This window comes from Pontibacter mangrovi (genome assembly GCF_006385705.1).
Taxonomy (GTDB): Bacteria; Bacteroidota; Bacteroidia; order Cytophagales; family Hymenobacteraceae; genus Pontibacter; species Pontibacter mangrovi.
This window is the reverse complement of sequence record NZ_VFRQ01000018.1, coordinates 1-20,169: the sequence shown is the minus strand read 5'-3', so window position 1 is coordinate 20,169 and position 20,169 is coordinate 1. Positions and strand designations below refer to the sequence as shown.

Below are 20,169 nucleotides of genomic sequence, written 5' to 3'. Positions count from 1 at the left end.
TGGTTTATACGTTGGCAGGCGCAAAGCGCACCTGCACCTCCTGCTTCTCGCCAGAGTGTATATCCACTGTAAATAATTGGTGGCTGTTGGTGCTGGTTACCCAAAGCTGTCCGTTCAGGAAGATGATGTCGTTGGGCTCGTGGAAGCCGCTGGCAAGGGTGCGCACCCGCTGCCGCTGCATGTCCAGTACTTTTACCTTGCCGTTGTAGGTGTCCGCAATGTATACGTCGGTGTCTATTACCTCCAGGCCCACACAGTGCTGCAGCAGCGCATCGTCCGTGTCGCCGTCCACGTCGCCAAAGTCAAACAGCCCGCGGCCAAGCGGGGTAAGCACCATGCCGGTTTCCGTGTTTACGGTGCGGATAGCGCTGGCTTCGGCATCGGCCACATAAAGCACCGGTCCGTTAATGGCCAGGCCACTAGGCTGGTTAAAGGCTGCTTCGTGTAGCGGGCCATCGGTAAGTGCCTCGCGGCCACTGCCGGCAAAACGGTATACTTTCTCCGTAGCCAGGTCCAGGCGCAGAATCTGGTGGTTGCCGGCGCTGGCGATAAACAGGCTGCTGCCATAGATGTACAAATCCCAGGGGCTGTTCGGGATTACAGGCTCGTTCAGTTTATCATCCAGGAAGTAATAGCCTAACTCACCGGTGCCGGCTGCCGTGTATACCTGCTTTGCCTGCAGGTCTATTTTGCGGATGGCGTTGTTCTTGGCATCGGCCACATAAAGTATACTTTCATGCAGCGCCAGTCCGTGCGGCTCATAAAACGTGGCCTCTGCGTAGCTGCCGTTCCTGAAGCCCTGCGCCCCGCTGCCGATTACCTCCAGCACCTGCCCCTGTTGGTTTAGTTTCAGGATGCGGTTATGGCCGCTGTCGGAGAGGTAGACGTTGCCTTCGGCATCACTGATCAGCTTGGATGGGAAGTATAAACGCTCCTCCTGCGCCGGCGCATGCTCCACGTGGAAACGGATCGGCTCATGATTCAGCACCTCCTTATACTCTTCCTTCAGCTTCTGAATGTAGGGCCGCACCGTGTCATATACCTTTTCGCCGGCATGCTGCCCGATCACTTTGCCGTTCGGGTCTATCAGCACAGTGGTGGGCCAGGCGCGCACGCCGTACTGGTTCCATATTTTGTAGTCTGCGTCGTTTACCACCGGGTGCTCAATACCAAACTTCCGGATTGCCTGTAGGATGGTGTCACTCCGCTTCTCGGCATCAAACTTGGCAGAATGTATCCCTATCACCACCAGCACCTCAGCATACTCCTCCTCCAGCCGCTTCAGGTCGGGCACAATGTGCTGGCAGTTAATGCAGCCAAAGGTCCAAAAATCCAGCAGCACGATCTTCCCCTGAAAGTCTTTGATAGACCAGCTCCTGTCGGTGTTGAGCCAGCCATGTTCGGTGTTTATCTCTGGTGCGTTTACGCGTCCGGTAAGCATAATAAAAGTATGATTAGTGAGTACAGGGTGCTTTAATTGTTACAGGTTTAAGAGGCGTTTTGTTTACTCCGGTCAGGTCCTCCCCTAAGAACAGGAGCGGGAGGTTTGCAGTGTCGGGTCCAACCACCCCTGCCCCTCCGAGGAGGGGAATTGCTCGTTGACAATTCTCCTTCTAGCCCTTTCCAACCACCCCTAAGAACAGGGGAGGGAGCCAGGTTCAAGCTCCGTCAGCAGTGGCTATCTAAAAATGATCCCAGCCTTTGGGTTGAGCGCCTTGTGCATGTTGCGGTGCCGCGAACGCGGCAGCCGGAGCAGCGCGGAGGCAGCTTCAGGCACACAGCGCGATGCCCGAAGGCGAGGCCTCCCGGCCTTGGAGGGAGCCAAGTAAGCAATACAACGATAGCTATGTAAGACTGAGGATGAACAGCCGCTAGAAAGTATAGCTTGCCTCTAGTTGCAGAAAGCGGCGGCTATGGAAGTCTAAAAGCACAAGCGGACGCTTGCGCCAGGAGGTTGATAGGGTATTCAAACAATTTTATCGTAAATTTGCCTAAACAGCTGCAGCACAATGGCAGAAAACTATATCTCAGACTTCGGAACCATCCTGCTTTTTTTGGTAGGCGGGGCTATTTTTGTGGTGATCGGCTTACTTACAGCCAGGATTATCCGCCCCAGCCGCCCTAACCCGGAGAAGCTAACTACTTATGAGTCGGGTGAGGAGCCGATTGGGAACGCCTGGGTGCAGTTTAACCCGCGCTTTTACGTGGTGGCGCTCATTTTTATTATTTTTGATGTGGAGCTGGCCTTCCTGTTCCCGTGGGCCACGGTGTTTGGCCGCCGCGAATTAATAGAGGCCACAGACGGCGTGTGGGGATGGTTTTCGCTGGCAGAGATGTTCATCTTTATTGGGGTGCTGGTGCTGGGGCTGGCGTATGCCTGGGCCAAAGGGCATTTAGACTGGATAAAACCGAAGCCGGTGCTGCCGCAGAGCCGCTCTAACATACCGATGGACGTATACCAACGCGTGAACGAGCGAAAGTATGGCACTGCGGCAAAAGACACAGGGCAAAGGGCAAACGAAGTATAATTCTTGATTAGTCATTCATCATTCCTAATTCTAAAACGTGGATAAGACCGGAGAAGGCGGCATTGTAATCACCAAGCTGGACGACCTGCTTAACTGGGCGCGACTGACCTCGCTGTTCCCGATGGGCTTCGGCCTGGCATGCTGCGCCATCGAGATGATGGGCGCCTACGCCTCCGGCTACGACCTGGACCGCTTCGGCATCATACCCAGAGCCTCTCCGCGACAGTCGGATGTGATGATTGTGGCCGGCACGGTTACGTTTAAGATGGCCGACCGCGTGCGCCGCCTGTACGAGCAGATGCCGGAGCCGCGCTACGTAATATCCATGGGCAGCTGCTCTAACTGCGGGGGCCCCTACTGGGAGCATGGCTACCATGTGGTAAAAGGCGTGGACAGAATTATACCCGTGGATGTATACGTGCCGGGCTGCCCGCCAAGGCCGGAGGCGCTGATCGGCGGCTTTTTGAAGCTACAGGAGATCATCCGGAAAGAAACCATACGGGAGCCCCGAGCCGTGCAGCAGATCATGGCGAAGCGCGCGCAGCAGGAACAGCCCGTGGCAGATGCCGATAAGGGAGCAGTTTCCTAATTCACTCAATCGCTAATTCACTCAATCAGAATTATGAATTTCGGAGAGCTACAGGATTTTATACTTGATAAGTTTGGCGCAGAGGTTATACTGGAGGCCAAGGCTGATGCGCTGCAGCCCTACCTGGTGCTGCAAACCGAGCGCCTGCCCGAAGTATGCCTGGAGCTGCATGATAACGCGCAAACTTACTTCGACTTCCTCTCCTGCCTGACAGGTATGGACAACGGCCCCGAAGCTGGCACTATGGAGGTGACTTATACTTTATACTCTATCCCTTACGATCATCACCTGACGCTGAAAGTGCAGCTGCCGCGCAACAGTACGGCGGAGCAAGCTATCCCGCAGGTGCCTACCGTCAGCCACATCTGGCGCACCGCCGACTGGCACGAGCGCGAGGTGTTTGATATGCTCGGCATCTATTTTAAAGATCACCCCGACATGCGCCGCATCCTCTGCGCCGCCGACTGGGAGGGCCATCCGCTCCGCAAAGACTACCAACTGCAGGAGTACTATCACGGCATTAAAGTCCCTTTTGACCAGCACAACGAGCTGAATGGCTTTAAAGGCGAGCCGCAATGGCTGACCTCAGCGCCCACGCCTTTTTCGGATAAGCGGGAGAAGCCAGCATAAACTTTGCGCCTGCCTCGGCGGCACCTATTTTCATCCCTTCTTTAGCTTGCGCTGCAGTGTCAGGTAGTCGAGGTAGTAGAGCACCTTTACCGAGAACGTGCTGCTTTGCGGCGAACGTAGCGTGTGCGAGAAGTTATCGAAGTAAAACGGGCTTACCTCGTTTAGCTGCTCCTCAAAGGCATTTTTCCAGACAACGCTGATCTCGCTGCCCGGCGCAAACCACCACGAGTACACCATGTCCAGGTTAAAGGAGTTGTAATTCACATCCGGCGACTGCTCAGGCTCATACTGGTAGGCCTCCAGCCCCCCGTTGTGCTGCAGCCGGAAAAACTTGGTATGGTTAACCTTGCTCCAGTTGTGCCACACGCGCAGCCGCAGCGACATCCGGTTGTTAAACGTATAGCTCCCCGACAGGCTGTTGTACACCGAGCGCACCTCGCGCAGCCCGAAAACCACGTCCGGCTCTTTCCACTCAACGCCCTGCTCGTTTTTATACCGCAGCACCTTTACAAACCCCATGTCGTCGTAGCGGTTATTTGCCTCAAAGCCATAGTTAAAGCTCAGCTGGTTGTTAACCCTGAAGCGCGGGTACACGCCATAACTCAGGCTGTGGCGGTTGTGCTCGTCAAAGCTGCGGTAGGTCAGGCTTACGTCTGTGGCAAAGCGCTTGCGGTAGTCCGTAGATACCCAACCGCCCAAGGTATAGTTTACCGGGAAGGCGTATACCCTGCCATTCAGGCGCGGCTCAAAGAAATCATAGGTTACCACCGGCTCCAGGTTTACATTGATGCCCGCGCTCAGGAAGTTCTTAAACGTGCCGTTCACGTTGCCATACACCACCAGGTTCTGAAACTTGTTAGGCCGGAAGCGCCGCTCATGCACTGCCCCCACCGTCGTATACAGGTTCAGCATCTTCCAGAACGGATCGTAAATATTATAAGAGAAGCTGACCTCCTGCTCCGAGGAGTTGTTGGTAAACAGAATGCCCAGGTCGTTGGGGTTATACTTGTCGGAGTACAGCGTATGCGAGGCGCTGAACTGAAAGTTGCCGCTCACCTTGCCGGCCCCCACGCGGTACATGTAGCCGCGGTCCGTATCGCCGGGATGAAACTGCTGGCTCAAGGCCGCCTTGCCGTCAATCGCATACTTGTTCCCCTTGTTGGCCAGCCGGAAGAGGAGCCCCGTCAGGTTGGCATCGTAGGTGGAGCCCTGGCGCATTACGTTGGTATTTACCAGCGTTACGTAAGAGTTGTTTTTCAGGGATTGGTCGAACACGGCGATGTTGTAGTTGGTGAGCGGCTGCGTTTTCAGCTTTATCCGGTTGCCTTCTTTATCCTCCAGCTCCGCGTACTGCTCCCCCACCACCGCGTTAAAGATACCGATGCCTAGGCCCGACTCTGTGCGCCCCGACACCTTGGTTCCGTTGATCATCTTGGTCTCGCTGGGGCTCTCGGTCACGGTGTATCCCTCGTACGCGGCATCGTAAATGGCCCCGGCATTAACGGGCCCCCCCCCAATGCGGCGGGAGTAGAAGAAATCGCCTTTGTTGAACAGCTCCGTGCCTTCCAGAAAAAACGGGCGGTTCTCATCAAACTGCTGCTCAAAAGGCGACAGGTTCAGCACCCGGTTATCCGACTGCACCTGGCTAAAGTCCGGGATCAGGGTCATGTCCAGGGTAAAGGCGTCGTTGATGCCATACTTCACGTCCATCCCGCCGCCAAAGTTAAAGTTGTGCGCGTGTGATGTTTTGTCTGGGTTTTGCAGCTGCGTTGGGTAGCGCTCCAGGTAAGCCGAGATGTAAGGCGTGAACGACAGGCGCAGCGGAGCCTCAATGTTTCGCAGGCCCTCCAGCCGCCCCCACTGGTTGGCAAAGCCGTCCTTGGCCGGGTCTACGTAGTTCCAGAAAAAGCCTTCGCGCGTAGACTGCCGGTTACGCATAAAGTTCAGCCCCCATACCTGCTCCTGCTTGCTGCTAAACCGGATGGCCGAGTACGGGATCTTCATTTCGGCCACCCAACTGGTTTCGTTTAATTTGGTGCTGCTCTCCCATACCGCGTTCCAGCTCCAGTCCTCGCCGTTGGACGAGTAGCGGGCATCCAGCTGCACGCCAGCGGGCGTCACCACAAAGCCGAAGCCGTTTATCTCATCCAGGTAGGTATCCAGAAAAATGCCGAAGAAGTCGGTGTTGCCCAGGTCGTCGCGGCGGCCCAGCTCCTGGTAAATCGAGTCCTGCGACACATCGTGCATAATGGCGCCTACATAAATAGCGGCATCATCATAAAGTATACGCACCTCCGTCGGGTGCTTCTCCAGGGGCCCGGGGTTGGGCCTGTTCTTGATAAACTGCGTGGCTACGTCGGCTTGCTGCCAGATGGCCTCATCCAGCTCCCCGTCTATTTTTGGGGCCTCCTGCACCCGCAGCGCCTGCAGCGTTTTCTGGGGGTAGTTATACTTCTTCTGCTCCTGCTTCTCCGATTGGGCATACAGGCTGCTAAGGCAAGGCATACAGAAGAAAAGAGCCAGCAGTAGTTTTAGCTTCATAGTTTTATAGTAACATGGTATTGGTAGGCGATATCTAAGAAGATGAAGCTGCAGCGGCAAAGGTTGCTTAGGCGCAAAAATAATTTAAATGTCACGACATCCAGTTGGACTATAAGGTCACAAATATAGGTAAATCACTATATAATTAGAAAAAAAGAAGAGCCATACTAAGGTAAGTATGGCTCTTCTTTTTATGGGTGCTTCCTGGGCGCTACAGGTCCTCTTCGCGCACCAGCATCAGCACAGCCGACTGCGGCACGATAAAGTATTTCTCGCCGAGGTAGTTGATCTCGATGGCGTCGCGTTGCAGGTAGATGGCCAGGTCGCCCTCCTTTGCCTGCAGCGGGATGTAACGCACCTCCTCTTCCTCCTGCCCCCAGGCCTCCTCATCGTAGCCAAAGTCGGCGGGGATGGGGTAGCCGGGGCCTACGCGCATGATGTAGCCTTCCTGCACTTTCTCCTTTTCCTGCACGCCCGGCGGCAAGTATAAACCGCTTTTGGTCTGGTCGCGGGAGGTCTTAGGCTTTATCAGCACGCGGTCGCCCACAATGATGATCTTCTCTAACTTGTTATCTTCTGAAATTCTCATTTGTAATGTATCCATCTTATAAGGGATCTGCAGTTACTTTAAACCGCATGTCGGCTTTAATGGTGATGTCTTCCGCAACCGGCTTCGCGATCTCGGCCATGGTGCGGATAGTATAATTATTGCTTTTGATGTACTCGTCCAGCTTCGCGTTCGTCGACTTCAGCTTCAGGGTGGTAGCGCCTTCGGGCACTTCGTCCAGGTAAGCGATTTTCAGTTCCGGTTCGTTCTCGCTGGAGATGTACAGCTCGATCCGCTTCAGGAAATCAAAATTCTCTTCTTTCGGGTCGGTTATTGTCAGCTCCAGCCGGTTCAGGCTTACGTTCTTTACCAGCGCGGCGCGGGTCTTGTTGTTCTTAAACGTTTCCTCGGAGTTTGTGGTAACGGTAAAGGGCGTAGCGGGCACCAAAGCCCCCAGCGGAAAGCCCGAGTCAATGGTAAAGGTCTCCTCCTCGTTTACATAAAAGGTCAGCAGATCCTCTATCTTCTCGCAGGCTGAAGCCACCACCGCCAGCAGCAGCACCGCCATCAACATCATTCTTCTCATCAACTTTAAAGTATAAGGGTGAAAAACGTACGGCCGGAAAAACAGCAGCATACGCGCATACTATTCCGGCCGCAAGTTACGAAACATTAGGCAGTTTAGTCAAACATATCGCCTTTGCGCACTTTGCCGTCGCTGTCTTCGTTCCAGCTCATCGGGTAGTTTTCGTCCAGGTATGGCAGGGCGTCCACCGTCAGGTGCAGCGGCTTAAACGTGTCGATCATCACGGCATACTCCTCTGTTTCCTTCTTGCCAATGCTTGCCTCCACGGTGCCCGGGTGCGGCCCGTGCGGTATACCTCCGGGATGGATGGTGAACGAGCCGCGGTCCACACCTTTGCGGCTCATAAAGTTGCCCTCCACATAGTATAGCACCTCGTCGGAGTCCACGTTGGAGTGGTTGTAGGGCGCCGGGATGGACAGCGGGTGGTAGTCGAACAGGCGCGGCACAAAGGAGCAGATCACGAAGTTGTGCGCCTCGAAAGTCTGGTGCACGGGAGGCGGCTGGTGGATGCGGCCTGTTATCGGCTCAAAATCCCTGATGTTGAAAGCGTATGGATAGAAGTAGCCATCCCAACCCACGGCGTCGAACGGGCTGGACTTGTAGTAGAACTGGTGCAGCTCTCCCTCCTTTTTCACCTGCACCAGGTACTCACCTTTCTCGGTTTCGGTGATGAGTTCCACCGGCGGACGCATATCGCGCTCGCAGAACGGGGAGTGCTCCAGCAGCTGGCCGAAGTGGTTGCGGTAGCGGCGCGGCGTCTCCACAGGGCTGAATGATTCGATCACCAGCAGCCTCACCTGGCTCTCGCTCTTATCAAAACGGAACTTGTGGATGACCGTGCGCGGGATCACCAGGTAATCGCCGGGGCCAAATGGGATGCGGCCCATCTGGGTGAGCAAATCGCCGGTGCCGTCGTGCACGAACACCACCTCATCGGCCTGGCCGTTCTTGTAGTAGTAGTCCATCTCGGGCTCCGATGGGTTGCAGAGGCTGATGGCCACGTCGTTGTTGAAGAGCATGGTTTTGCGGGCGCTGAGGTAGTCGGGGCCGGTGGCGTTTACCTCCACGGTGCGCAGGTGCTGCGGCGCCAGCTTTACACCTTCTGCCCTTTTGGGCGCAAACGGCTTCGGCTCTCCGATGCGGCTGATCTGGGTAGGCGGGTTGATGTGGTAGAGCAGCGATGAGACGCCGCTGAAGCCCAGCGTGCCCACCAGCTGCTCGGCGTAGAGGCTGCCGTCAGGCTGCCGGAACTGTGTGTGGCGCTTGTGCGGGATCTCCCCGAGTTTATAGTAAAAAGCCATGTATGATTAGTTTTAAGGTATCGTTTGGTTCTACTCGTAGCACGTATCAGGTATCAGGACCTTCTTTTTTGTCTTTGTGACAAATGACTACTTAACGAAGGTTTTTTCGGATAAAGTGGTCACCTCCCACCCCTCCCGGAACAAGTTCGGGATTCCAAGCCTCAAAGGGGGACACTCAGGAAGGAGGGACTAAGGAGGGCAACCACTATCACTTATCTCTTCACCTTATTCGCCAAGTCCTTTGTCCAGAGGTCGTGCTCCTTAATACGTGCTACGCTAACGCTTACATACTGCCGGCGGCCAAACTCTGTGCCTGGCTAAAATGCCGCAAGGCTTCCTGAAACTCATCGTCGGCCTGGTGCAGCACCGGGAAGAAACCGTCGTTGCCGTAGACGCTGCGGGCGATAAAGGCCTTCAGGTTGTTGCGCAGCAGGTTCCGGGAGCGCTTAAACTGCGCCTCATTGTACTCCACACCGGCTGTCTGGGCCATCTGCACTACCTCCTGCAGCATCTTGTCTGTTACCTCAAAGTTCTTGTTAAACTTCTCGAAAGGCATTTTCTCCAGCTCCCGCTTGTGCTTCTGGTAATACGCCAGGCTATACTCCCGAATCATGTTCTTGTTATACAGCTGGCTCAGGTACTCCGACAGCTCGGTAGTATCGCGCGGCACGAACACATCCGGCATAATGCCGCCGCCGCCGTACACGTCGCGCCCGCTCAAGGTCTTATACTTTAGCGAATCGGCAAACAGGCTGCTGTCCGGGTGGAAGTACTCCCCGTTTTCGTAGCGGTGCAGGATGTCCATCTCGTATTCCTCTGCGTCTCCTCCGTAAGGCTTTTGTATGGAGCGGCCGCTTGGCGTGTAGTAGCGCGAGATGGTCAGGCGCAGCTCGGAGCCGTCGTTGAGCGGGATCGGCATCTGCACCAGGCCCTTGCCAAACGAGCGGCGTCCTACAATCAGGGCGCGGTCGTTATCCTGCAGGGCGCCGGCCACGATCTCGGAGGCGGAGGCGCTGCCTTCGTCCAGGAGCACTACCAGCGAGCCTTTTTCAAACACGCCTCTTTTCTCTGCAAAGGTCTTGGAGTCGTAGCGCTCGCCTTTGCCGTCAGTGTATACAATCAGCTTTTCATCGTTGATGAACTCATCGGCCATCCGGATGGCATGGTCCATGTACCCGCCGGGGTTGCCGCGCAGGTCCAGCAGCAACTGCTTCATGCCCTTGTCTTTCAACCCTGTGAGGGCCGCCATAAATTCTTCGTAGGTGTTGGAGGCAAATCGGCTTACTTTAATGTAGCCCGTTTTGCTGTCCACCATATAGCTCACGTCTACCGAGTGCGTCGGGATTTTGCTGCGCTCAATGGTAAACTGCAGCGGCTTTTTAACCGTGTTGCGCAGTATTGTGAGCTCCACCTCGGTGCCTTTGGGGCCGCGCAGGCGCTTAAACACCCCTTCGTTGTCGATGCCGGTACCGGCCACGTTCTCGCCGTTTACCTTGATGATCTTATCACCGGCCTGTATGCCTGCCGCCTCAGAGGGGCCTCCGCTCAGCGGCGTAATCACATAAATCGTGTCTTTAAAGATGTTGAACTCCACCCCGATTCCCTCAAAGTCGCCCTCCAGGTAAGAGCGGGCCATCGCCAGCTCCTCCGCCGGGATGTAGGCGGTGTGCGGGTCCAGCTTCTCCAGCATCTTGTCGATGGCGTAGTCGGTCAGCTCCTCCACGTTTACCGGGTCCACGTAATCGCGGTCTATGTAGCTCAGGATGTCGCGGAACTTAAGGTAGCTCTTGGCCGTGCCCTGCGGGTTGTTGATGGAAGGCGAAAAAGTGGTGGCCCCCAGCAGCACGCCCGCCACCAGCGCCAGGCTTATAAAAAGCGGTAACTTAATCTGAAACGGTGTGTTCCGGACTCTCCTGTTTTCCTCTCCATGCTCCATTTCGTCCATATGTTTAAAGTATAAAGTAGATAAAATGCCACAGTACAAGCACGGCAAAGTAGTACAAAAATTTACCTTAAATATACTGAGGTCCTCTCTATCTATACAAATACAAAATTGTTAAAGTTGCCTATCTCCTTCTGCGCCCGCAACTGCAGCTTTAGATCTACCCTGGCATCTATTTAAAATAATTCTAAATAACTCTTGGGTCTAATATAGAAGCTGCTTAGCTTTGCACCATTATTTAAACTAAGTCTAAATAAAACATACGACACTGCATGCTTAACTCAATCAAAAGACACACAGCCCTGGCCTTTGTAGGACTAGCCGCCTGCGTAGCTTTTACCTCCTGCTCCGATGACGATGAAGACGCACCGTCTTACAACGTGCCGTCTACTTACAACTTTGAGAACGTGAACTACGCTGGCCAGATCACCCGGATGGACATGCTGACGGAGCTAAGCAACTACATCAAAACCGGCCATGAAGGCGCTCAGCTTGATGCGCAGCTGATGAAGGACATGTATGCCAACGCTAACAGCCCCTTCTCGGACGCCAGCCTGAACGAGGCCACTACCAAGCAGCTGAAGAACAAGACCATACTAACAGCCCAGGAAACGTTTGAGGGTTATTTTGACGAGGTGGCACAGGCCAGCCTGCTGGGCACAACGCCTGCCATTAGCGGCAAAGCCGGTATCCTTACCTCCGCCGACGGCCAAAGAAGCTACCTGGTGAACGCAAACGGCGTGGAGCTGGCGCAGGTGATCCAGAAGGGCCTGATGGGGGCTGTTTTCTACTACCAGGCGGTGGACGGCTACCTGACCGAGGAGAAAATCGGTGCTGCCGTGGATAACACCACTGTTACCGAGGACGAAGGCACTGCGATGGAGCACCACTGGGATGAAGCCTTCGGTTATTTCGGCGCCCCAAAGGATTTCCCGGCCACTACCGACGGCGCACAGTTCTGGGCCAACTACAGCAACCAGGTAGACGCTGCGTTGGGTAGCAACAAGGCTATCATGGACGCCTTCCTGAAAGGCCGCGCCGCCATCTCTGCCAAAGACATGAAAGGCAAAGAGGAAGCTGCCGCCACCGTGCGCACCGAGTGGGAGCGCTTGGTAGCCGCCGCAGCCATACATGAGCTGAACGCCGCCAAGGAGAACGTAGCAGACCAGGCGAAGAAAAGCCACTACCTGTCTGAGGCAATGGGTTTTGTGATGGGCCTGCAGTACAAGTCTGACCGCAAACTGACAGACGACAAGTACCAGGAGGTGATGGACGCCATCGGCACCAACCTGTACGAGACAACAGCAGACGATATCAGCAACGCCATCAACACCCTGAGCACTGCTTATGGCATGGATAGCATTAAAGGCCAACTGTAGCGCCTACTACAATAGTTAGTGTTTTAGATAAGTGCAGCAGCTGAGGAGAGGCCATTCCCACAGCTGCTGCCTTTTCGCGTTTTAAAAGTATAAGTATGAAAGACTTGAAAAGATACTCGGTAATGGCGCTGGCCTGCCTGGCCCTGCTCAGTAGCTGCGGCTCCGACAGCGAGGACAGCAGCCCCGACAACGACTACGACCGCCAGGCCATGGTGGCAAACTATGCCGATAACCTGATCATGCCGGCCTATGGCAACTTCAAAGATAAAGTAGAGGCCATGGCCACTGCCGCCGATGCTTTTGTGGCTTCGCCGACGGCCGAAAGCCTGGCCGCGGCCCGCACGGCTTACCAGCAGGCCTACCTGGCCTGGCAGGACGTGAGCGTGTATGAGTTTGGCCCGGCAGACGAGCAGATGCTGCGTACCAACCTGAACACCTACCCTACCGCCACGAGCCAGATCGAGAGCAACATTTCCTCCGGCACTTACGATTTGCAGCTTACCGCCAACTACGCGGCCAAGGGCTTCCCGGCCCTGGATTACCTGCTGTATGGCGCCGGCACAGAGGCTGCCGTGGTAGAGCAGTATACTTCCGGCACCAACGCAGCTAACCGCAAAAAGTACCTGCAGGACGTTACCAACCTGGTTCAGCAGCGCGCGGAGGCCGTGTACAACGGCTGGACCAGCGGCGACTATGCCGCTACCTTTATGAAAGCACAAGGCACCGCCGTGGGCAGCGCTGTGGGCAACCTGGTAAATGGGCTTAACTCCGACATCGATGTGACCAAGAGGTATAAAGTCGGGCTGCCAGCCGGAAAGTCCACCTCAGGCACCGCACTGCCAGACAAAGTGGAAGCCTATTATAGCCAAACCTCGCTGGAGCTGCTGAAGCAGAGCATCCAGGCTGAAAAGGCCATCTTTATGGGCATGACGCCAAGCGGCGCCAACGGCCCTGGGCTGGATGACTACCTGGACCACGTACAGGCGCCTTACGAAAACGGGATGCTCTCTGATGCCATTGAGGCGCAGTTTGATGCCGCGCTGGCTGCCGCGAACGCTGTGCAAGGGCCGCTTTCTGAGGCGGTGACCACGCAGCAGCCGGCCGTGCTCAAGGTATACGACGAGCTGCAGAAGCTCATCGTGCTGACCAAAACCGACATGCCAGCCGCACTGGGCGTTACCATCTCATACACCGATAACGACGGCGATTAACCTTACCTCTTCCTGCGGCTATACTTACAGGTGTGACCGCAGGAAGTATAAAAATATACTTTAACCCATGCTCCAGAAGCTGAAGCCATACCTTACTGCTCCTGTTTCCGCAGCTCCGCTGGCGGCCTTCCGCGTTATTTTTGGCGGTATGATGCTGGCCAGTATCATACGCTTTATGGCTAAGGGTTGGGTAACGGAGCTGTACGTGCAGCCCAAGGTATACTTTACTTACTATGGCTTTGAGTGGGTGCGGCCGCTGGGCGAGGCAGGCATGTATGCGCTGTTTACCATGATGGCCGTGGCGGCGCTGGGCATGTTGCTCGGGCTGTTCTACCGCCTGTCGGCGCTACTGTTCTTCCTGAGCTTTACCTACGTCGAGCTCATCGACAAGACCAATTACCTCAACCACTACTACTTTGTCAGCGTGGTGGCGCTGCTGCTGGTGCTGGTGCCGGCTAACCGGCATTTTTCGCTGGATGTGCTGCGCAACCCGCATACCTGGGTAAGCCACGTGCCGCGCTGGACGGTGCTGATCTTTCAGCTGCAGCTGGGGCTGGTGTACTTCTATGCCGGCGTGGCCAAGCTCAACCCCGACTGGCTGCTGGAGGCCATGCCGCTGCGCTACTGGCTGCCGGCCCACACGCACCTGCCGCTCATCGGCCCGTGGCTCGACAAAGTATGGGTGGCCTACCTGTTCAGCTGGTTCGGCGCTTTTTATGACCTCACGATTCCATTTTTCCTGAGCTGGCGCAAGAGCCGGCCGTTGGCCTACCTTACGGTGATCGTGTTCCACGTGCTCACGGCGGTGCTGTTCCAGATCGGCATGTTCCCTTACATTATGATGGCCAGTACGCTGATCTTCTTCTCCGAGGGCTTCCATGAGCGGGTGCTGAATGGGCTTAGAAGTATGGCTAAGGTGCGAAAGCCTATTTTCCCGAAATTTGCGGAGGTATCGGCGCAGCCGCTGCTGCGTTTGGTGGCAGTATACTTTGTGCTGCAGGTGCTGGTGCCGTGGCGCTTTATACTTTACCCAGGCCCGCTTTTCTGGACCGAGCAGGGCTACCGCTTCTCGTGGCGCGTAATGCTGATGGAGAAAACCGGAACAGCCTTCTTCTATGTGCGCGACCCTAAGACCGGACGCGAAATAGAGATCAACAACCGCGATTACCTGACCGTCACGCAGGAAAAACAAGTAGCCACCCAACCCGACATGCTCCTGCAGTTTGCCCACATGCTGCAGCAGGACTTTGCCTCCCGCGGCATACCCGGTGCGCAGGTGCGTGCCGAAGTATACGTAGCGATGAATGGCCGCAGCAGCAGGCTTTTAATCGACCCAACCGTTAATTTAGCGGCCGAAAAAGACAGCTTCCTGCCCAAGCCCTGGATATTACCTTTAGAACAAGACGCTCCGCCGCAAGAGGCCTTGGGGCAGAAATAAAAGACAATGCGCGTAACGCTCACTATCGCTCTGGTGCTCTGCAGCTCGCTGGCTGCACTGGCCCAAACCTTCTCCATCGCTGGTAAAATTACCAGCACCGCCACACAGCAGCCGGTGCCGCAGGCCGAGGTGCTGCTTACCAACACCGGCTCTCTTTTTAAGGCAGATTCCAAAGGAAACTTTACCATAGCCGACCTGGCTCCCGGTGTTTATACCTTAACGGCCTACAGCGTGGGCTGGGGCTCGGCAACGCAGCAGGTGACCATCAGCAACAGCGACGTTATACTTGATTTCTCGCTGAAGCAGCTGGAGGGGCAACTGCGCGAGGTGAACGTGAAGGGCGAGCGCGAAAAGACTTTCGGTATTACCCGCCTGAACTCGGTGGAGGGCGCCGCCATTTACGAGGGCAAGAAGAGCGAGGTGGTGGTGCTCAGCGACATCACGGCCAACAAAGCCACCAACAACAGCCGCCAAGTTTTTGCCAAAGTGGCCGGCCTTAACATCTGGGAGAGCGACGGCGCCGGGCTGCAGCTGGGCATCGGGGGCCGTGGCCTCAGCCCGAACCGTACCTCCAACTTCAACACCCGCCAGAACGGCTACGACATTTCGGCCGATGCTCTGGGCTACCCGGAAAGCTATTACACCCCGCCCACCGAGGCAGTAGACCGCATAGAGGTGGTGCGCGGCGCGGCCTCTTTGCAGTACGGCACGCAGTTCGGCGGCATGATCAACTTTGTGATGAAGGAAGGCCCGGAGGACAAGCCGTTTGAGCTGACCACCCGCCAGACGGCAGGTTCGTGGGGATTGTTTAACTCCTTCAACAGCGTTGGCGGCAGCAAAGGCAAGTTCCACTACTACGGTTTTTACCAGTACAAGCGCGGCGACGGCTGGCGTGACAACTCCGGCTTTGATGCCCACACCGCCTTCAGCTCTGTGCACTACAAGCCTACCGAGAAACTGGAGATCGGCTTCGACTATACTTACATGGACTACCTGGCGCAGCAGCCCGGCGGCTTAAGCGATGTTGAGTTTGAGCGGGATGCCCGGCAATCTGTTCGCGACCGCAACTGGTTTAAGGTGAACTGGAACCTGATGGCCCTGACGCTGGACTACCGCCTGAGCGAGCGCACCAAGCTCAACATCCGCAACTTTGGTTTGCTGGCGCAGCGCGATGCCCTGGGCTTTATGGGCAAGATTAGCCGCCCGGACGACCTGTCGCAGCCGCGTACGCTTTTGCAGGACCAGTTCCGCAACTTCGGCAACGAAACGCGCCTCATCCATCGCTACGACCTAGGCAGCTCCTTCTCTACGCTGTTGGTGGGTGCCCGCTACTACCGCGGCTTCACCGACCAGAAGCAGGGCGACGGCTCCCTGGCGGCTGACGCTAACTTCAGCTTCTACTCCGAGACTGGGGCGCCTAACAAATCCAGCTACGACTACCTGAGCCGCAACGTGGCTCTTTTTGCCGAGAACATCTTCAACCTCACGCCAACGCTAAGTATAACCCCGGGCGTGCGCTACGAGTGGATCAACACGAACGCCGACGGCAGTTACCGCGATGTGAAGGCTGACCAGGCCGGGAATGTGGTACGCGACAAAGTGGTGCCCGAGGAGCGGGAAAGCTCCCGGAACGTGCTGTTGCTGGGCGTGGGCCTGAGCTATAAGCCGAGCGAACAGATGGAAGTATACGGCAACTTCTCCCAGAACTACCGCGCCATCAACTTCAACGACATGCGCGTGATCAACCCGAACCAATTCCCGGACCAGAACATGCAGGATGAAAGCGGCTACAGCACAGACCTTGGCTTAAGAGGCAACATCAGTGGTGTGCTAAACTACGACGCCAGCCTGTTTTATCTAGCCTACAAGGATCGGATCAACTTTTTGAGCAGGGCGAATGAGAATTATGTGATTGAGCGCATCCGCACCAATGTGGGAGACTCTTACCATTATGGCCTGGAAACTTTTGTGGAAGCCGACCTGCTGAAGCTATACTATGGCGCAGATCACCCAACCAGCCTCTCTGCTTTCTCCAACATTACGCTGGTGCATACGGTGTATGACTCGCCAGATAAATCGGTTGATGGAAACCAAGTGGAGATGGCGCCAGCCATCATAGCCAAAACAGGTCTTGCGTTCAAGCGAAACAACTTTAAGTTGGCCTACCAGTACAGCTACACTGCCAAACAGTACACGGACGCAGAAAACAGTAAGCTGGAGCCGACCGCCGTGGTGGGCATGATACCGGCTTACTGGGTAATGGACCTCTCGGGCAGCTATACCTACAGGCGCTTCACACTGGAGTCCGGCATTAACAACCTGACCGATAACCGCTACTTTACGCGCCGCGCCACCGGCTACCCCGGCCCCGGCATTATCCCGTCGGATGCCCGCAACTACTACGTTACCCTGGAGTTTAAGCTGTAACGTACAGCCCATTAATGCTGGCCCGCAGCCAGGTGGTTATCAATCATTAAAATCCGTACCTTTGCAGCCTAAAGGTATACTAATGGGCAGAATTCTGGCAATTGACTACGGAACCAAGCGTGTGGGGCTGGCAGCAACCGATGTGTTGCAGATCATTGCCAACCCATTAGAAACCGTTCATGCCAAAGATGTGTTAACCTATCTGAAGGACTATGTGCAGCGCGAGCCCGTGGAGGCCTTTGTGCTGGGCATGCCCAAGCGCCTGTCCGGCGAGGACACTGATGCGACGCAGCATGTGGTGGGTTTCCACAGGCAGTTGCAGAAAGCTTTTCCAGGCATTCCGGTGCATTTAATAGATGAGCGCTTTACCTCCAAAATAGCCCAGCAGGCAATGTTGAGCGGAGGCATGAAGAAGAAAGACCGTCAGGACAAAGGCAACGTAGACCGCATCAGCGCGGCCATTATTTTACAATCGTATTTAGAAAGCAGAAGTATATGATTTACCCAATTACCGCCTACGGAGACCCGGTACTGAAAGAGCCGGCGCAGGATATTCCGCAGGACTTCCCGGAGCTGAAAGAGCTCGTTGACGATATGTTCGCCACCATGTACCACGCCCACGGTGTTGGGTTGGCCGCCCCGCAGATCAGCAAGGGCATCCGCCTGTTCGTGATCGACTCGGAGCCGATGATGGACGATGAGGACAAGGGCAAAGGCGTGAAAAAGGCCTTTATTAACCCGGAGATTGTGGAGGAAGACGGCGAAGAGTGGGGCTTTGAGGAAGGCTGCCTGAGCATACCGGGTGTGCGCGAGGTGGTGTACCGCCCCGAGCGTATCGTGATCCGCTACTTCGATGAGGAGTGGAACGAGCACGAGGACACCTACGACGGCATGACCGCCCGCGTCATCCAGCACGAGTACGACCACATCGAAGGCATCCTGTTTACGGATTACCTCTCCGGCCTGAAAAAGCGCCTGATCAAGAACAAGCTCTCCAAGATCTCGAAGGGTGAGGTAGACGCAGATTACAAGATGAGCTTTCCGTCTATGACCAAAAAGCGTTAAGATTATACTTTGGAATCAAAGAAAAGCCGGCCTGCTACTTAACTGTGGCAGGCCGGTCTTTTTATACTTCAGGGTGTGTCTGTACTTAATGTTGCCGTATTTTGGTTATGGCCGCCTCTTTTAGAGATGACGTAGGCGAACTGAAGGCCTGCCGCCGGATAAAGCTGGCTATTCCGGTAGTTGAAATCTCTGGCATAGCCTATACCCAGGTGCAGGTTGTACAGGAACCGCTGCCCTAGCGGCCTCTGCATGCCCCAATGCACCTCGTTCAGGAGCGTCTTGTTCAAAGGCTCGTTAACAAAGCCCCAGTCGCTTCTTCCGAACACCCTGCTGGTGGCATACTTGGTTTGGAAAGCCACGTAATTGCCGGCGTTGTTTAGCACAGGCTTCCCCTTTTCGATTCTTTTTTGCCGGTTATAGGTGTACTTGAGTTCAGACCTGAAATAAGCTACCGGCTCGTTGAGAATGAACGTGCTGTGGAACCCGTTGGCATAGCTGTTCTTCTCAATAGAATATCCGCCGCCCAGGCCCGCGCTTAGGTTAACAGACCATTTGCTACTGAAAGGGAGTTCATACCCTACGCCAATGCCCTGGAGCCCGGCCTCAAGCTTCGTCATACTTACCAAACCCGTAGGCTGAACCGGCTCGTTTGACTGCGCAAGTGCCCCAAAGCCACACACTGACAAGGCTAAAAGTAGAAAGTTTGATTTCATGGTTATAGTTAAGGTTGGTGATAGCGATTTTAGGCAGCAGGTTGGCTAGGCAGAGCACGAAGTATACTTGCCGTCGGCGTTCATGCTTAGTTAGTTTTTCTTACTGCATTCTCTCAAAGCCTCTGCTAACCCACAACAGTATATGTATCAGCGCTGGTAAAAACACCCAGAACAAAGTAAAGTATAAACCCACTTTAAACATTTTGGGTCCGTATGTTTGTGACTTCTGATTCATTATTTCAGTTACCCAGCCGAGAGAGTAACCTAAGTTGCATAAAAAGCCAAACCCAACAATTGCAATTGGTTCTTGTAAATCCTCTCCAGGTCCCAGCTTAACCAGTAAGTGCATCACTGCCATACTTAATAGCCCACATACCAAAACAATAATATTATAGAGTGGCCTTCTTAGCTCCCACCATCCAATAATTTGAAGAGCATTTCTATCTTCATACCGAACATACAATAAGGAGTTAAGGAAGTTCATACTTTGAAGTTAAGGACAATGGCTCGTGTATACCTTGTATGAGGCATTAGCCACGCATAGAGTTTACATGAGGTTGGCCAAAGACTTTCCTTAGTTTATAATTTGCCAAAAGTCTCTTATCGTCCTCGCATGCCTTGCATCCACAGGTATCTCCCGCACCTCAAGCCTAAGTCCTTCAGCACCAACGCTCAACCTGTTCACCTGTGAGATTTCGAAGATTTTGGTCTTAATTACTTTTTCGAGGACTGATGCGGAGTTGTATTTTACTTTGTAGCCATCAACAAAAGCTTTGTGCCTGTATTCACCAGACAAGTTAAAGAAAATGTTCAGAAAGCCTCCCCCGCCTACCTTCAAGAACTTTTCACGGTCTATATCACCAGCATTTAGCTCCAGCTTTAGGACTTCAGAAAATATTCCCCTGTTGTTGACTGTGGTGAGCTCTCTTTTCCCATAGACGCTCAGCTGGTGCGAATTCACTTTCTGAGTCATTTCAAACTCTAAGATGTTGGCGTTGTAAGAGCCGCTTATTTTAGCACCTACTTCACCTGCTATCTTCTCCCATACTTTCCCCTTTTCTTCCATGATTTTATAAAAGGGAGAGTCATCATCATTCGCAACAGTTGGTGTTACAGCCATTTTCTTGTTCTTTTGTTTTTGGCCAACGGCTTGGCTATGGTGCATTTATGCACTATAGATTTTCCTATGTTTGAGTTTATATTCTAACTTGAGTTAAAAGAGAAGAAAGGAAGGAATAAGATTAATTAGGTTTTGTGGCCTTAAGAGCCAGT

18 protein-coding genes are annotated in these 20,169 nt (G+C 54.5%); 9 read left to right on the top strand and 9 right to left on the bottom strand.

The window, feature by feature from the left end; genetic code table 11:
• Positions 1 to 4: 4 nt before the first annotated feature.
• Positions 5 to 1,441 carry a thioredoxin-like domain-containing protein gene (locus FJM65_RS20235; protein ID WP_140624027.1) on the bottom strand — a complete coding sequence of 479 codons (1,437 nt, stop codon included), beginning with the start codon at positions 1,439 to 1,441 and terminating at the stop codon, positions 5 to 7.
• A 568-nt stretch (positions 1,442 to 2,009) separates the two neighbouring features.
• On the opposite strand from FJM65_RS20235, the gene FJM65_RS20230 reads away from it, so the two are divergent.
• From FJM65_RS20230 to FJM65_RS20220, 3 genes are read left to right on the top strand one after another with little or no spacing between them, the layout of a single operon-like run.
• Positions 2,010 to 2,528, top strand: a complete 519-nt coding sequence (locus FJM65_RS20230) for an NADH-quinone oxidoreductase subunit A (protein WP_140624025.1) — start codon at positions 2,010 to 2,012, stop codon at positions 2,526 to 2,528.
• Positions 2,529 to 2,565: 37 nt separating this feature from the next.
• Positions 2,566 to 3,117, top strand: coding sequence for an NADH-quinone oxidoreductase subunit NuoB (gene nuoB / locus FJM65_RS20225; RefSeq protein ID WP_140624023.1), 552 nt, complete (start codon positions 2,566 to 2,568; stop codon positions 3,115 to 3,117).
• A 33-nt stretch (positions 3,118 to 3,150) separates the two neighbouring features.
• The gene (locus FJM65_RS20220; RefSeq protein ID WP_140624022.1) at positions 3,151 to 3,747 is read left to right on the top strand and encodes an NADH-quinone oxidoreductase subunit C; all 597 of its coding nucleotides are present in this window, start codon (positions 3,151 to 3,153) and stop codon (positions 3,745 to 3,747) included.
• Positions 3,748 to 3,777: 30 nt separating this feature from the next.
• On the opposite strand, the gene FJM65_RS20215 is transcribed toward FJM65_RS20220, so the two are convergent.
• The 5 genes from FJM65_RS20215 to FJM65_RS20195 form a co-directional block, all read right to left on the bottom strand.
• A complete protein-coding gene (locus FJM65_RS20215; RefSeq protein WP_140624020.1) occupies positions 3,778 to 6,288 on the bottom strand; it encodes a DUF5916 domain-containing protein in 2,511 nt (836 codons plus the stop codon).
• A gap of 211 nt (positions 6,289 to 6,499) precedes the next feature.
• Complete coding sequence (locus FJM65_RS20210) at positions 6,500 to 6,877, bottom strand: co-chaperone GroES (RefSeq protein ID WP_140624019.1); 378 nt, start codon at positions 6,875 to 6,877, stop codon at positions 6,500 to 6,502.
• Between the two features lie 16 nt (positions 6,878 to 6,893).
• Positions 6,894 to 7,421 carry a hypothetical protein gene (locus tag FJM65_RS20205; protein WP_140624017.1) on the bottom strand — a complete coding sequence of 176 codons (528 nt, stop codon included), beginning with the start codon at positions 7,419 to 7,421 and terminating at the stop codon, positions 6,894 to 6,896.
• 95 nt (positions 7,422 to 7,516) lie between these two features.
• The gene (locus FJM65_RS20200) at positions 7,517 to 8,722 is read right to left on the bottom strand and encodes a homogentisate 1,2-dioxygenase (RefSeq protein ID WP_140624015.1); all 1,206 of its coding nucleotides are present in this window, start codon (positions 8,720 to 8,722) and stop codon (positions 7,517 to 7,519) included.
• 283 nt (positions 8,723 to 9,005) lie between these two features.
• Positions 9,006 to 10,658: a S41 family peptidase gene (locus FJM65_RS20195; protein WP_181163815.1), complete on the bottom strand. Its 1,653-nt coding sequence runs from the start codon at positions 10,656 to 10,658 to the stop codon at positions 9,006 to 9,008.
• Positions 10,659 to 10,936: 278 nt separating this feature from the next.
• Between FJM65_RS20195 and FJM65_RS20190 the strand changes: the two genes are divergently transcribed.
• The 6 genes from FJM65_RS20190 to def all read left to right on the top strand — a co-directional run bounded on the left by FJM65_RS20190 (position 10,937) and on the right by def (position 18,184).
• Positions 10,937 to 12,043, top strand: a complete 1,107-nt coding sequence (locus FJM65_RS20190) for a DUF4856 domain-containing protein (RefSeq protein WP_140624011.1) — start codon at positions 10,937 to 10,939, stop codon at positions 12,041 to 12,043.
• Between the two features lie 95 nt (positions 12,044 to 12,138).
• Positions 12,139 to 13,254 carry an imelysin family protein gene (locus FJM65_RS20185; protein WP_140624009.1) on the top strand — a complete coding sequence of 372 codons (1,116 nt, stop codon included), beginning with the start codon at positions 12,139 to 12,141 and terminating at the stop codon, positions 13,252 to 13,254.
• A 67-nt stretch (positions 13,255 to 13,321) separates the two neighbouring features.
• Complete coding sequence (locus FJM65_RS20180; protein ID WP_140624008.1) at positions 13,322 to 14,692, top strand: HTTM domain-containing protein; 1,371 nt, start codon at positions 13,322 to 13,324, stop codon at positions 14,690 to 14,692.
• Positions 14,693 to 14,698: 6 nt separating this feature from the next.
• Positions 14,699 to 17,119: a TonB-dependent receptor gene (locus tag FJM65_RS20175; protein WP_140624006.1), complete on the top strand. Its 2,421-nt coding sequence runs from the start codon at positions 14,699 to 14,701 to the stop codon at positions 17,117 to 17,119.
• 82 nt (positions 17,120 to 17,201) lie between these two features.
• A complete protein-coding gene (gene ruvX / locus FJM65_RS20170; RefSeq protein WP_140624005.1) occupies positions 17,202 to 17,618 on the top strand; it encodes a Holliday junction resolvase RuvX in 417 nt (138 codons plus the stop codon).
• On the top strand, positions 17,615 to 18,184 hold the full coding sequence (def, locus tag FJM65_RS20165; protein WP_140624003.1) for a peptide deformylase: 570 nt from the start codon (positions 17,615 to 17,617) through the stop codon (positions 18,182 to 18,184). Before ruvX ends, def begins: the two co-directional genes overlap by 4 nt.
• A gap of 68 nt (positions 18,185 to 18,252) precedes the next feature.
• Here def and FJM65_RS20160 read toward each other — a convergent pair whose 3' ends face one another.
• From FJM65_RS20160 to FJM65_RS20150, 3 genes are all read right to left on the bottom strand, one after another.
• Entirely contained in the window at positions 18,253 to 18,897 is a 645-nt protein-coding gene (locus FJM65_RS20160) for a hypothetical protein (protein ID WP_140624000.1), read from the bottom strand.
• 100 nt (positions 18,898 to 18,997) lie between these two features.
• A complete protein-coding gene (locus tag FJM65_RS20155) occupies positions 18,998 to 19,381 on the bottom strand; it encodes a hypothetical protein (protein WP_140623998.1) in 384 nt (127 codons plus the stop codon).
• A gap of 90 nt (positions 19,382 to 19,471) precedes the next feature.
• On the bottom strand, positions 19,472 to 20,017 hold the full coding sequence (locus FJM65_RS20150) for a hypothetical protein (protein WP_140623996.1): 546 nt from the start codon (positions 20,015 to 20,017) through the stop codon (positions 19,472 to 19,474).
• Positions 20,018 to 20,169 lie beyond the last annotated feature (152 nt).